Source organism: Yaniella soli (assembly GCF_054782375.1).
Map to the genome: position 1 here is coordinate 1 of NZ_BAAGSP010000010.1, position 13,379 is coordinate 13,379.

At 59.4% G+C, this 13,379-nt stretch carries 11 protein-coding genes and 2 pseudogenes; 2 read left to right on the forward strand and 11 right to left on the reverse strand.

What is annotated here, in order from left to right; genetic code table 11:
- On the forward strand, window positions 1-698 hold a 698-nt coding region (locus ACYVJT_RS06805; RefSeq protein ID WP_499418246.1), incomplete at its 5' end, for an IS30 family transposase.
- Here the strand turns inward: ACYVJT_RS06805 and ACYVJT_RS06810 are convergent.
- The 10 genes and pseudogenes from ACYVJT_RS06810 to ACYVJT_RS06855 all read right to left on the reverse strand — a co-directional run bounded on the left by ACYVJT_RS06810 (window position 642) and on the right by ACYVJT_RS06855 (window position 11,414).
- The gene (locus tag ACYVJT_RS06810) at window positions 642-971 is read right to left on the reverse strand and encodes a transposase (protein WP_425579841.1); all 330 of its coding nucleotides are present in this window, start codon (window positions 969-971) and stop codon (window positions 642-644) included. The genes ACYVJT_RS06805 and ACYVJT_RS06810 overlap by 57 nt on opposite strands.
- 56 nt (window positions 972-1,027) lie before the next feature.
- Window positions 1,028-2,203, reverse strand: a pseudogene (locus ACYVJT_RS06815) (catalase); the annotation flags it as partial.
- 54 nt (window positions 2,204-2,257) lie between these two features.
- Window positions 2,258-3,432, reverse strand: a pseudogene (locus ACYVJT_RS06820) (alcohol dehydrogenase catalytic domain-containing protein).
- 177 nt (window positions 3,433-3,609) lie between these two features.
- The gene (locus tag ACYVJT_RS06825) at window positions 3,610-4,002 is read right to left on the reverse strand and encodes a hypothetical protein (RefSeq protein WP_343955850.1); all 393 of its coding nucleotides are present in this window, start codon (window positions 4,000-4,002) and stop codon (window positions 3,610-3,612) included.
- Window positions 4,003-4,115: 113 nt separating this feature from the next.
- Window positions 4,116-4,709, reverse strand: coding sequence for a hypothetical protein (locus tag ACYVJT_RS06830; RefSeq protein WP_343955851.1), 594 nt, complete (start codon window positions 4,707-4,709; stop codon window positions 4,116-4,118).
- Between the two features lie 16 nt (window positions 4,710-4,725).
- A complete protein-coding gene (locus ACYVJT_RS06835) occupies window positions 4,726-6,057 on the reverse strand; it encodes an MATE family efflux transporter (RefSeq protein WP_343955852.1) in 1,332 nt (443 codons plus the stop codon).
- Window positions 6,058-6,927 (reverse strand): CPBP family intramembrane glutamic endopeptidase, encoded by an 870-nt coding sequence (locus tag ACYVJT_RS06840; protein WP_343955853.1) that lies wholly within the window; start codon window positions 6,925-6,927, stop codon window positions 6,058-6,060. It lies immediately after the preceding gene.
- Window positions 6,924-8,699 (reverse strand): ABC transporter ATP-binding protein, encoded by a 1,776-nt coding sequence (locus ACYVJT_RS06845; protein WP_343955854.1) that lies wholly within the window; start codon window positions 8,697-8,699, stop codon window positions 6,924-6,926. The genes ACYVJT_RS06840 and ACYVJT_RS06845 overlap by 4 nt, the downstream gene beginning before the upstream one ends.
- Entirely contained in the window at window positions 8,692-10,419 is a 1,728-nt protein-coding gene (locus tag ACYVJT_RS06850) for an ABC transporter ATP-binding protein (RefSeq protein ID WP_343955855.1), read from the reverse strand. The genes ACYVJT_RS06845 and ACYVJT_RS06850 overlap by 8 nt, the downstream gene beginning before the upstream one ends.
- 35 nt (window positions 10,420-10,454) lie before the next feature.
- Window positions 10,455-11,414, reverse strand: a complete 960-nt coding sequence (locus tag ACYVJT_RS06855) for an acyl-CoA thioesterase (protein WP_343955856.1) — start codon at window positions 11,412-11,414, stop codon at window positions 10,455-10,457.
- 42 nt (window positions 11,415-11,456) lie between these two features.
- Here ACYVJT_RS06855 and ACYVJT_RS06860 point away from each other — a divergent pair, with 42 nt between their 5' ends.
- The gene (locus tag ACYVJT_RS06860) at window positions 11,457-12,038 is read left to right on the forward strand and encodes a HEAT repeat domain-containing protein (RefSeq protein WP_343955857.1); all 582 of its coding nucleotides are present in this window, start codon (window positions 11,457-11,459) and stop codon (window positions 12,036-12,038) included.
- Here the strand turns inward: ACYVJT_RS06860 and ACYVJT_RS06865 are convergent.
- Window positions 12,032-13,378 carry an APC family permease gene (locus ACYVJT_RS06865; protein WP_343955858.1) on the reverse strand — a complete coding sequence of 449 codons (1,347 nt, stop codon included), beginning with the start codon at window positions 13,376-13,378 and terminating at the stop codon, window positions 12,032-12,034. The two genes, ACYVJT_RS06860 and ACYVJT_RS06865, sit on opposite strands and share 7 nt — an antisense overlap.
- Window position 13,379: the final 1 nt, after the last annotated feature.

The following is a 13,379-nucleotide window of genomic DNA, read 5'->3' on the forward strand; positions in this document are numbered from 1 at the left end:
TGCGGTTGGACTACCCGATGAATACGCGGATGCACATCAGTCACGAGGCCATTTATCGCACCGTGTATCTGCACAAGGTCCGCAAGATACTGCCACATAATATTCATCGATGTTTGCGTCGCAATCGGCCCATCCGCCACGGCAAACACTACTCCACCCGGGGCCAGTGGCGATCGCAAATCAAAAATGCCCGGTCCATTCACGACCGGCCAGCTGAAGCCGAGGATCGCACGATACTAGGCCATTGGGAAGGCGATCCGATCATCGGCGGCACCAACTCTCAAATAGCCACCCTGGTAGATCGAGCCAGCCGGAAAGTGGATCTAGTGCAGTTAGCAGATCGCAGTGCACAGCATCTCACCACCGCACTGAGCCAGCGTAGCACCCAGCAACCAACAATAGAAGTCAAGACATTGACCTGGGATCGCGGCATGGAACTTGCGGACCATCAGACCATCACCCAAGCCACCGGTGTGGAGATCTTCTTCGCAGACCCGCTAAGCCCCTGGCAGCGCGGCACCAACGAAAACACCAACGGACTCATCCGCCAGTACCTACCCAAGAAAACCAACCTGAGCCGATATTCACAAACCGATCTGGACCACATCGTCCATGAACTCAACACCCGACCCCGCAAAGGCCTAGGCTACCGAACCCCACTCGAAGCCGAAGCCCACGGTGTTGCCTTGACGATTTGAATCCAAGGCGGCTTTTTTTAGGAATTCATTCTCCATCCGCAGCTCTCGAACCTCTGCCTCCAGCTCCGCTAACCGCACCCGATCCGAGGGCTTCAACGCCGGTTCCGGCTCTGGATTCTCTTCCCGATACAGCTTGACCCAATTGCCCAGGGTACCGTCATTGATCTGGAGTTCTTTGGCGACTTGCGCGATCGGCCGGTCGTTTTGCACGACCATCTGGACCGCTTCAGCTTTGAACTGCGCACTGAACTTCCGACGTGGTGATGTTGCCATGGTATTGATCCTGTCTGATAATCAACAACCTGTCCAACATCCTTATTACACCCCAGATCGTTGGTGAGGTCGATTCCGGGTACGAGATGCCCTGGGTGGAAGGCCACCTGTTCAGTTTCGGCAAAGTAGTTACTCGGATTGGCGTTCAACGTCAGCCATCCGAGTGGTTGAACTTCCGCTAGCTCCTCGGGCACGATCTTTGTTGGGTCGAGCAGATCGATACCCTCAAACATCTCGTCTTCGGTATCCGGAAAGACCTGAACCCCAAGCTCCCACTGCGGGTATGCACCGGATTCGATGGCATCGGCCAGGTCGCGCCGGTGGAAATCGGGGTCGACACCGTTAACCATCTGCGCCTCTTCCCAGGTCACGGAGTGTGCACCGAGGCGTGGTTTCCAGTGGAATTTGACCAGGACCGTTTCATCGTTGGCATTGATCAGACGGAACGTGTTGACTCCAAAGCCTTCCATCATCCGGTATGAGCGCGGGATGCCACGGTCTGACATCTGCCACATCGCATGCGCCTGGGCTTCGGTCTGCAGGGAGACGAAATCCCAGAAGGTGTCGTGGGCCGACTGCGCTTGTGGAATTTCGCGATCCGGGTGCGGTTTCGCAGCGTGGATGATGTCCGGGAACTTGATGCCATCCTGGATGAAGAAGACCGGAATGTTGTTCGCGACGAGGTCGTAGGTCCCCTCATCGGTATAAAACTTCGTCGCAAAACCGCGGGTGTCTCGCACGACGTCGGCAGAACCTCGTGAACCGACGACAGTTGAAAATCGAGTGAAGACCGGAGTGGTTTTCGCTTCGGTTAAGAACCGAGCGCGGGTCAGGTTGCCTGCCACTCCTTAGGATTCAAATACGCCGTGTGCGGCTGCTCCGCGAGCGTGGACGACGCGTTCCGGGATGCGTTCGTGGTCGAAGTGGGTGATCTTTTCGCGCAGGTGGTGATCCTGCAACAGGGTTGGGCCGCGTTCACCGGCCTTCAGTGACCGATGTGTATCCCGTACACGTGCACCTTGTGAGGTGGTCAAATATGTATGGGCCTGGGCCCGCGGGTTGCTGTTGTCTGCACCAACCTTTTGACCGGTGGCTGACCGTACCGCAGGAGTGCTCTGGTCAGCTTTCGCGGGAGAGGGTGCGTCGGGTTTTGGCGGGGTGGGCTGATCCTCTGGGTCGTGCAGTTGTGGGTCGATCGAACTTGGTTTGCCGGGAGTGTTAATGTCTGCCATGTGCCTCACGTCCGTTCATCTCAGTCATGAATGCATAGTGTGCTGTGCCCAGCGTCAGGGTTTCAGTACGACCTTGATGCAGCCGTCCTGTTTCTGCTGGAACATGTGGTACGCCTCGGGTGCTTGGTCAAGCGGCATACGGTGGGTCACCAAATCGGTGACCCCTAACGGGTCTGACGAATCCTCAACATAGGGGATCAAGTCCTGATCCCAGTGCCGAACATTGCACTGACCTGCTGTAATGGTGAGTTGTTTATCAAAGATGGTCAGCATCGGCACTGGCGTAGCGGCGCCTCCGTAGACGCCACTGAGTGACACGGTGCTACCGCGGCCGGCAAGGTCTAATGCGGAGTTCAACGCCGAGGTTCGATCTAGGCCGACGTTGGTCAGGGCCTTTTGTCCGATCGCATCTGGGAGATACGCGGTGGCCTTGTGCAGTGCTGCCACGACGTGGTTGCCGTGGGATTCCATACCGACGGCATCGATGACGCCATCGGCCCCGCGTCCGTTGGTCCGTTCGTTGATCAATTGGGCCGCTTCCGCATGTTCGGAGGCGACGGTGACGCCGTGGCGGGCAGCCATCACGCGGCGCTCTGGCACGGTTTCCAGCGCAACGACGTCGTAGCCGAGCTGGACACCGATCCGTGCGGCGAATTGGCCGACCGGTCCGAGCCCGAGCACCGCCATGACACCGTCATCGGGCATGTGTGCGTATTGCACTGCCTGCCAAGCGGTGGGGAGGATGTCGGAGAGGAAAAGATAGTGTTCGTCGGTGAGTTCAGATCCGACTTTGATGGGGCCATAATCGGCGTGGGGCACCCGGAGGTACTCTGCTTGCCCGCCTGGTAGCTGGCCGTAGAGCTTTGAGTAGCCAAGCAGAGTTGCACCGGTGCCGTATTCGGTCACCTGGGTCGTCTCGCACTGCGACTGCAACCCACGCTGACAGTAATAGCAATACCCGCAGGAGACGTTGAAGGGGATCACCACGCGGTCGCCGGGCTGTAGATTGTTGACGGCGGAGCCGGTTTCTTCCACAATGCCGATCGGTTCGTGCCCGATGATGTCGCCGGGTGTCATGAACGGAGTCAGCACTTCATAGAGGTGCAAATCGGAGCCGCACACCGCGGTGGATGTGACGCGAATAATTGCGTCGGAGGTTCTTGAATCGTCGGGTCGGGCATTTCTTCGACGGAAACATTTCGTCGGCCTTGCCAGGTCACTGCTCGCATGGTCGTCCTCGCGATCTGATGTTTGCGGGGCCTACTTTGCTGTGTCGCCGAGTCTAAACAGGCTGACAAGAAGCTGTCTACAGCTCAGGCGTTTCTATGAAGGGCACCATGCGTTGACCCTGCGAACGCCAACGACAACACAACAAAACGATGTATGTTCCGCCACCAACCCTGGCGCTAGCGTTCCTCTGAGCTCGTCTCGTCGCTCGACTGCTCTGCTGCTTCTGCTTCGGCACGTTCGCGGCGCATGCGTTCACGAGCCCTGGCGATCGCGGCGCGGTGCAGTTCTTCAGAAGAGCGGTTAATACCGGAACCCTCGGAGATGTGATCAGGGTTTTCGCGCCCGGTCAATTGCAGCAGGGCCACGACCACGAGTGTCGCTGCGACGCCGACACCGAAGGCGATCAGTCCGATGTCGAGACGCAGCGGATGGTCGGGGTTATTCAGTCCGCCGGTGCCCACAACTGTGGCAACGACAAATGCGATGAGCCCGACGACAAACGAAAAGACCAGCGGGATCTTGATGCCGCCTTTGAATCCGCCGCGTGGTTTTTTAGGTGAATCTGGCATGGTGTGTTCCGGCTACCGGAGTTGCTCCTATGGAAGGTCGATGGGGCTTATTCTAGCGCCTGTTTTACACAACGTAGAAATCGCGGGCTGTGGGCGAAATTTCAGCCGACACGCTACGGCGCTGGTGGCTGATACCCGTCCTCTTTGACCGCTTTGCGGGTGTCGAGCCAGTACCCGATCCCCGTGATAGCAAAGAGCACGGCGACGACGAGCGCATAGGTTCCAGCGATACCGAAAATGCGGTGGTAGTCCAGATCTTGCATCGCGGCGAGCAGGCCGGCCGTGATGATCCCGACAATGCCCGCGATGAGGTGATCTCGGGCTGGCGCGAAGCTCTTACGCCAGGTCCACGCCCAGACTTCGGCGATACCTCCCACCCCTAAGCCCGCGGCAATGGTAATCCACGTGACGGTCGCTGACACGTCGCCGAGCTGGAGTCCCACCAGGGTGAGTGCTGTGAGCATCCATATCGCTGCGATGAGCGACAGCGGCGAGCGCATGCCCTCGGGGACGGGGTCGCGGCGCAGGTATTCCCACATCGCCGATCCAGAGAACAAGAAGAAGATCGCACTGCCATAGTTTACGACGGCGTCGGAGGGTTCTTGGAACAGGAAGGTGGCGATACCAAAGAGTGCTGCCACGCCGGCGCGGATGAGTACCGGCCGGTAGATGACGGAGGTGATATCGAGGTCTATTTTTTGGCTCATGTCGGTTCCATTCTAGTCATTGCGCGCCGAGTCGAATCCAGGTGTCGCGACGGATACGTAACCACAGTCCCAGCGCCCGCGCGGCAAGGAATACGCCGGCGAATCCAATCCATACCCATGCCACAGCGCCAACCTGGGTTGCGTCATCGGCGAGCGCAGCCAGCACATACAGTGCGGGTAGATAGATCACGATGTTGACGATCCCGATGAGCCCGAGGTATCTCGCGTCGCCCGCACCCATGAGGATCCCGTCGAGCACAAACACGTAGCCGGATAGTGGCTGGGAGATGGCCAGCACGATGAGCCCCGCGGTGGTCGCCGCGATGACGGCCGGGTCGGTAGTGAACACGTGAGGTAACCACGGCGACGCGATGCCCAGCAGGATGCCGGTGATGGCCCCGAAGCCAAATGACCAGCGGATCATGGTCGAAGTCAGCGCGCGTACGGCGGTCACGTTGGAGGCGCCAAGCTCCTTGCCGATGAGCGCTTGGGCCGCGATCGCCAGGGCATCGAGGGCGAACGCCATGGTCGAATACACATTGAACACGATCTGGTGGGCGGCCAGCACTTCGGTGCCCAGTGCGGTCGCGGTGAGCACCGTGGCGAGGATTGCCGCACGCAGCGAGGCGGAACGGACCAGCAGCCACGACCCCACCTGGGCAGTGGCGCGCAAGCCCGTCGTCGTGGGGGTAAAACCCACGTCGTAGCGGCGCATGCGCGGAATGAGGATGGCCGCATACACGGCGAACATGAGCCATTGGATGACGGAGGTACCGATGGCCGAGCCAGCGACGCCGAGGCCGAATACGTAGATGAGCAGGTAGTTGCCCAGGATGTTCAGCCCGAATCCGACGCCGGCGACGATCAGCGGGGTGGTAGCATCCTGGAGGCCACGCAGTACGCCTGTTGCCGCGAGAACGGCGAGCATCGCGGGCAGCCCGAGCATCGAGTATTGCATGTAGGCCACGGCGTGTGGCGCGGCATCGGGGGTGGCGATGTTGACCAGCAGCGGGGCGGTATACCAGCCGATTATCCCGAGGACGACGCCGAGCCCGAGGCCTAACCAGATGCCGTCGCGTCCGCGGGCCAGGGCGTTGCCTCGTTGCCCGGCGCCGAGGAACCGCGCCACGGCCGGGGTCGTCGAGTAGGCCAGGAAGATGAGCAGCCCGGTGACTGTTTGGACGATGGCCGCGGCCAGACCGACGCCGGCGAGTTCGGCGGCACCCAACCGACCGATCATCGCGGTATCGGCCAGTAAAAACAGTGGCTCGGCGATCAGGGCACCAAATGCCGGAACCGCTAAGCCCAGAATCTGGCGGGTCAGTGACCGCTGGGATGAGTTCGCCATCTAGATGAGGATCAGGCCCGTATCCATGCTGGTCAACTCGAGCATGAGCACCGACACCACATTATTGAAGGCGTGCGACAGCCACGCGTAGGCAAAGGATTTCTTCGAGATCAGATACACAGCGGTAAAGGCGATGGCCATCGACATATACGGCAGCACCGAAGCGAAGGATGCGTTCGGATCACCGATGAAGTGCAGCATGGTGAACGCGATAATCGAGATGGGCACGGTGACCCACGTCGGAATCCAGCGTCCGAGTTTACCGATGAGCACGTGACGAAAAATGTACTCTTCAACGAACGGGCCGACCAGTCCCATGATGAGGATGGACACGATCAGCGAGGACTCCCCCGCGGCCTGTTCAACGGCTTCTTGATTGGCGGAGACATCACCTTCCTGGCCGGAGATCACCAGGATGAACGACGTGAGCATCAGCGTGGCCAACCAGATGACCGGCAGCAGCAGGACTTTGACCCACCACCAGGTCGCAAACCATCGAAAGGATCGCACGAACGGTCGCCATGAGACAGCCAGCAGGATGATCCCGGTGATGCCGTAGAGCACCACGTTGGAGTACATCAAAAACCAGGCGGGCATGGTCTCGGAGGTCAGCACGTCGTCAAAGGACATCGGCTCGCGCCCATAGGCCTGGGCACCGAATTCTGTGACCCCGGGAATCGAAAAGACCAACAGCAGGCCACCCAGCACAAAGCCACCGACATAGACGAGCAGCCCTAAAAGGTCACCCCAGTGGAATTTGCCCGGGTCCGAGGCGGTTTTATCGTCGGCTTTGGAGTGTTTGCCACCGTGTTGTGGTTGGGGCCATCCGGTTGGATATTGGCCTGGCCAGCCTGTCGGGTAAGTACTCACCGGCCTCCTTCGAGGTGTTGCTGGGTTTGGGCAGTATATAAATCATGGTACATTCCACCGGCTGCCAGCAACGCATCGTGTGACCCTTGTTCGACCACGTCGCCGTGATCCATGACGACGATCACATCGGCGGCTCGGATGGTCGACAATCGGTGCGCGATGACAAATGAGGTGCGGCCCTGTTGCAGAATAGCCAGCGCCTCTTGGATGAGTGCTTCGGTTCGGGTGTCCACCGAGGATGTCGCTTCATCAAGAATCAACAGTCGCGGATTCGACAAAAATGCCCGGGCGATGGTGAGTAACTGGCGCTCCCCGGCCGAGATCGCATCCGAGTCCAGGCTGATCTCGGTGTCATAGCCATCGGGCAATTGGTTGATGAAATGATCGGCGCGGGCGGCTTGCGCGGCGGCAACGATTTCGTCATCTGTGGCATCCGGGCTGCCATAGGCGATGTTGTGTTTGATGCTGCCCGAAAACAGCACGGCATCTTGGAGTACCATACCGATGGGTCGGCGCAACGCAGCCCGCGAGACGGTGGCAATATCGGTCCCGTCGAGCACAATCCGTCCCGCATCGACGTCGTAGAAACGCATGAGCAGGTTGACCAGGGTGGTTTTCCCGGCTCCGGTGGGCCCGACGATCGCCACCAACTGCCCCGGTGTCACATGCAGGTTCAGGTCGGTGATGAGCTCGGAGTCGTCGTAGCTAAACTCGACGTGCTGGAATTCGACGTCGCCGGTGACGTCGTCCAGCTCACCGACGGTATCGGTTTCTTCCTCGGCGTCGAGGAATTCAAAGACCCGCTCGGCCGAGGCGACCGCGGAGATGATCATATTGGCCAGCCCGGCCAGTTGCCCCAGCGGCTGGTTGAATTCGCGCGAGTACTGGATGAACGCGGTGACCGAACCCAGTGGCATCGCACCGGCCGCCACGCGCAGCGCACCCACCACGGCAATCCCGACGTAGCCCAGGTAGGTCACCCATTGCATAATCGGATTGATCATGCCCGAAATGAACTGCGCCTTATAGCTGGCCTGATACACGGCGTCATTATGCGCATCAAACTCGGCGATCATTGCATCGGTACGGTTGAACAAGGTCATCACATCGTGGCCGGTAAAGGCTTCTTCAATGTGGCCGTTCAGCTTGCCGGTGTTGGCCCACTGGGCGGAAAACAGCTTCTGTGCTCGCTTGCCGATGATGCCGACGACGGCGGCCGCGATCGGCACGGCAATGAGCGCGATGAGTGCCAACTGCCAGGACAGCGTGAACATCATAATGGTGATGCCGATGATCGTGAGCAACCCGTTGAGCAGCGATGAGACCGTGTTTTGCACGGCCGTTTGAATGTTGTCGACGTCATTGGTGGTGCGCGAGAGCAGATCCCCGCGCTGGGTGCCATCGAACCAGTTAGTTGGTAACCGGTGGATTTTATGTTCGACATCCTGGCGCAGCACGTAGGTGATGCGGACACCGATGATGATCAGGATGCGTCCCTGCAGCCACATCAGAGTCATTGCGACGACGTACATGGCCAACACGCGGGTAATGAGTTCGCCAAGGCGCGCGAAGTCGATGCCCTGGGCGTGGAAGAGCACGTTGACGGCCTCGCCCAGCACCAGTGGTGCCCAGACTTGCAGCACGACCGACACCACGGTCAGGAGCACGGCGGCGATCAGTTGCGGTTTATAGGGCGCGAAGACACCGGCCAGACGGCGCGCCGAGGGCCAGAATGTTGTGGCCGTACGGCCCGGATCGATTGTCTCAGCCATGCCCCACCTGCGATGCCACGATTTGTTGGTAGACGGTACTCGAGTCGAGCAGTTCGTCGTGGGTCCCAGCGTCGACGATGCGCCCGCGTTCCAGCACCAGAATGTGGTCGGCGTCTTTGATGGTGGCCACGCGTTGGGCCACGATCAACAGGGTCGCCTCGGTCAGTTGTCCGGCCAGTGCACGGCGTAGCTCAGCATCCGTGGTGGCATCCAGCGCGGAGAACGAATCGTCGAACAGGTAGATCTTGGGTTGGGCAGCCAGCGTCCGCCCGATGGCCAGGCGTTGACGTTGCCCGCCCGACACATCGGTGCCGCCCTGCGCGATGGACGAGTCCAGGCCGGTCGCTTCATCGGAGGTTCGCACCGCCACGAAGTCTTTCGCCTGTGCGGTCTCTAGGGCCCGCCACACCTCGTCATCGGAGGCACCCGGTGCACCAAAGCGCACATTGGACGCCACGGTACCCGAAAACAGGTAGGCCTTTTGTGGCACCATGCCCACGATATTCGACAGGGCCTCGCGACTGTAATCCCGCACATCGACGCCGTCGATGGTGATGGTCCCGCTGCTGGTATCGATGAGCCGCGGGATGAGGTTCAGCAAAGTGGTTTTGCCCGACCCCGTCGAACCGATGATGCCGATGGTCTGACCCGGCGTCGCGCGGAAACTGATGTCTTCCAGTACGGGAGCTTCGGCTCCCGGATAGGAAAAGCTCACGGTGTCGAAGGTCAGGTGACCGGTGGCCTGTGTTGCGTCAACGGTGCCTTCGGCCAGTTCTGGTTCGGTGGCCAGTACCTCGTTGATGCGCTTGGCCGAGACCATGGCGCGGGGAACCATCAAGAAGATCATGGTGGCCATCATGACGGCCATGAGAATTTGTAACAGGTACTGCATGAAGGCGGTCAACGAACCGACCGCGACCAGTCCGGCATCGACACGGAGTCCACCGAACCACAACACCGCAGCCGTGGCGATATGCAGCACCAGCGAAATGAGTGGGAACAGCAGGACGAAAATTTTGCCGACGCCCACCGCGAGGTCGGTCAGGCGATGGTTTGCCGTGGTGAAGCGCTGGGTTTCATAGTCCTCGCGCACAAACGCTCGGACCACGCGCATGCCGGTGATCTGCTCGCGCAGAGTGTGGTTGACGTCGTCGATGGCTTCTTGCATCTTGCGGAACAGCGGCATCATGCGCCAACCCGCGATCACCATGATGACGACAATCACCGGGACGGCGGCCCACACCAGCCAGGAGAGTCCGGCGTCTTCGCGCAGCGCCATCACGACCCCGCCGACGGCCATGATGGGTGCCATGACCAGCATGCTCATCGCCATCAACGTCACCATTTGGAGTTGTTGTACGTCGTTAGTGGCGCGGGTGATGAGCGTTGCCGGCCCGAACTGTGACATTTGGTGCGTGGAGAACTGAGAGACGCGCCGGAAGATCGCGGCGCGTAGGTCTCGACCGATCGACATGGCCGCTCGTGCTGCGAACCATACCGATGAGATAGCGGCTGCCAGCTGCACGAAGGCGACGGCGAGCATGATGCCGCCCAGCCGCCAGATGATCCCGGTGTCGCCGGTGGCAATCCCGTCATCAATAATTTGGGCGTTGAGGGCAGGCAGAAAGAGGATCGCACCGATAGTAACTAGTTGCAGGACGATCACAGCCAGGACTTGGCCGCTATAAGGACGCGCGAAACGCGCCAGAAGTTTGAGCACGGTGCTCCTACCGGGGTCTCACGTGTTCCCCTCGGTTAGGGGATTTCGACCGTGGACCATTCGTAAACGTTTTTATTGCGCATCGATACCAGATCGATCGCGTGGCGCTGCAGCTGTTGTTCTGCCGCGGTTTGCGGCTGCCAGCTTGGCACCGGTTCGGCCTTGCCGTCGCCTGCAACCACCATGATCGCAATGGACTGAGCTACCGGATGGAGATCGCGCTGTTCTGGTTTCCCCGACCAGGCACGGACCACCAGGTAGATGGAACGTTCGGTCGTGTGCACCACGCGAGCTTCGATCTCTACAATATCGCCCACGTAGACGCCGTGGTAAAACTGCACGCCACCGGCAAAAACCGCGACGGTGGGTTTTCCCGCCCATCGTGACGCGCACACGTAGGCTGCCTCGTCGAGCCAGTTCATCAATGAACCGCCCTGCAGACGAAATCCCGGCGTCACCTCGGCGGCGTGGGCAATAAAGCACAACAGCACGACCTCGGCGTTGGTTTCATCCGGATCAGGGAACAACACCTGGCCCAACGCGTCTTCACCGCGAGCATGTTCCAGCGCGCGAGCCGCGGCAACTTCACGACGACGATGCCCTGCGTCGGTGCGTGGCTCCCACTGCTTGATTTCCTTGGTCTCACCCTTGGTATCCACAGCCTCGTAGACCATGACCACCCACGTCGCCACGGTGGGCTCGCCGTCATCGTTCAAGACATCCGGCAACGCCAACCGGCCCTGCACATGAATCTGCGAGCCCTCGGTATAGATCAACCTGGCCTGCGCCGTAATCTGGGAGTCAACCGGGACCGGATGACCGAAGCGCATATTGCCAATATAGGTTGCCACCACATTGGACCCGGCCCAGGTGGCCGCGGCGGCATAGCCTGCCTTATCCAACCAGCTCATCACCGTACCGGCATCCACGTAGCCCGAAGGGTGATCATACGCTTCAGCCCGGAAGTGTAGGGTAATAGAACTTCGCGAGCGCATACGTCCTAAACTACCACCTGTTGTTGGGTGCACAATAGAGACATGTCCTTTTCTTCACACTCTTCGCCCAATACTCCAGACCACTTCGCCAAACCCGTGACCACCAGAATCGCGACCGCCGTTGAAACACTCGGGTACACCACGCTCGTCGACTGGGCCATGAGGCTACTCTCCGGTGACGCTGCGCCCGGCGACGAGACCGATCCCGACATCAAACTGCTCGGTGGGATGGACGCCATCGAACCCTATATGGCTCGGGTCTGGGCAGGCCAAGCACTCTTGCATGCGTGGCATCACACGGCCGCTCCCGCCGTCCAGGCTGCTCTGCACGACGAGGACTGGCAGGTTCGTGAAATCGCTGCCCAACTCGTCAAGCATCACAAGCTCGAGTTGGTTCCCGACGTCGTCGAGCTGTTGGCCGATGATGCCTATCCTCACGTACGCGTCGCGGCGGCCGAGGCACTCGGCGCCACGGCCACCCCACAACACGATCAGGCCATTGACCGGCTCCAACGATTGGTCGTCGATCCCAACAGCGTCCTGGCTGCAGCAGCCGAAGATGCACTCGGTGAGATTGCGAAACGCCACAACCGTCCCGATTTAGCCGTCGCTTCGCGTTACTGAACCTCCGTTTTCTCTGCAAGTTCCTCAACCGTCTCGGGTGGATCTGCCCGAAAACCGCGTGTGAGGACCGCCAGGATGATCACTCCGATCACCAACCAGCTGGTACCCAACGTGATTGCATGGATGTCCAACTGCGTGAGCAGCATGAGCACAACAATGACACCTACCAACGGAGCAACAACCCAAGCAAGTGCGTTGAGATACTCACCTGCACGACGTCGTTGTGACCAATAGACCAACACTGCAACATTGACCATGGCAAATGAGATAAAGGCACCGAAGTTAATGAAGGAAGTAGAAGTGGCGACGTCCATGGCCAATGCGATCAATCCGACCACCCCGATAGCGACAATCGCGATTACCGGGGTAGCAAATCTCGGTGCCAGTTTAGCAAAAATCTTCGGCATGACACGGTCGCGGCCCATCGCATACAGCAGTCGTGATCCGGCCGTCTGAGCGGCAATACCTGAGGTGAATTGTGCGATCACAAGTGCGGCAATGAATACTGCCGCAAACGCGGCTCCCCCTATGCGAGTCGCAATCTCAAAACCTGCCGTGTCGACGTTCGAAAATACTCCACCCGGATGCACCAGCTGTACCGCATAGGAGACGGCGACGAAAATACCGCCTCCAATCAATGCGATCAGCATGATAGCTTTTGGAACAGTCTTTCGAGGTTCAACTGTTTCTTCCGACATCGTGGTGACTGCATCGAAGCCAAGAAACGCGTAAGCAGCCACAGCAGCGCCCGCCACCACAGGCGTAAATTCGCCGGCTTCACCAAGAAACGGTGCCACAGAAAAGACCCCGGGTAGGCCATCTTCGCTCGTCACTGCTACCACGGAAAATAGTACGAACAATGCCAGCACAAGTGCCTGAAAGGTCATCAGGACGACGTTGACTTTATCGGCCACTCGCACGCCAATCACGTTGACTGTTGTTGTAATAACAATGAAAATAATGATCCAGATAGCAAGGGGGATCGCGGGGAACTGGGCCTGAAGATACGAGCCACCAATTAGCCAGATAACCATCGGCAGAAACAGGTAATCCAGCAGAGTCATCCAACCCACCAAGAAACCGGGCTTGGCGCCCATAGTTGAGCGAACATACGTATAAGCCGAGCCCGATACCGGGTATACGCTCGCCATTCGAGCGTAGGAATGTGCAGTGAAAAGCATAGCGGCGGTAGCCAAAGCATAGGCTCCGGCAGATGCTCCAGAGGTGGTCGAGGCAATGACCCCGAACGTACCGATCACAATCAGCGGCGTCATATACGCCAGGCCGAAAATGACCAGTGATCTGAGATTCAGCGAGCGAATCAGTGTTTGCTGTGGCATG

Bases quoted from the DNA above. Each gene is read 5' to 3' on its own strand.
- ACYVJT_RS06810 (WP_425579841.1), bottom strand. From the start codon at position 971: ATGGCAACATCACCACGTCGGAAGTTCAGTGCGCAGTTCAAAGCTGAA.
- ACYVJT_RS06825 (WP_343955850.1), bottom strand. From the start codon at position 4,002: ATGCCAGATTCACCTAAAAAACCACGCGGCGGATTCAAAGGCGGCATC.
- ACYVJT_RS06830 (WP_343955851.1), bottom strand. From the start codon at position 4,709: ATGAGCCAAAAAATAGACCTCGATATCACCTCCGTCATCTACCGGCCG.
- ACYVJT_RS06835 (WP_343955852.1), bottom strand. From the start codon at position 6,057: ATGGCGAACTCATCCCAGCGGTCACTGACCCGCCAGATTCTGGGCTTA.
- ACYVJT_RS06845 (WP_343955854.1), bottom strand. From the start codon at position 8,699: ATGGCTGAGACAATCGATCCGGGCCGTACGGCCACAACATTCTGGCCC.
- ACYVJT_RS06855 (WP_343955856.1), bottom strand. From the start codon at position 11,414: ATGCGCTCGCGAAGTTCTATTACCCTACACTTCCGGGCTGAAGCGTAT.
- ACYVJT_RS06860 (WP_343955857.1), top strand. From the start codon at position 11,457: ATGTCCTTTTCTTCACACTCTTCGCCCAATACTCCAGACCACTTCGCC.
- ACYVJT_RS06865 (WP_343955858.1), bottom strand. From the start codon at position 13,378: ATGCCACAGCAAACACTGATTCGCTCGCTGAATCTCAGATCACTGGTC.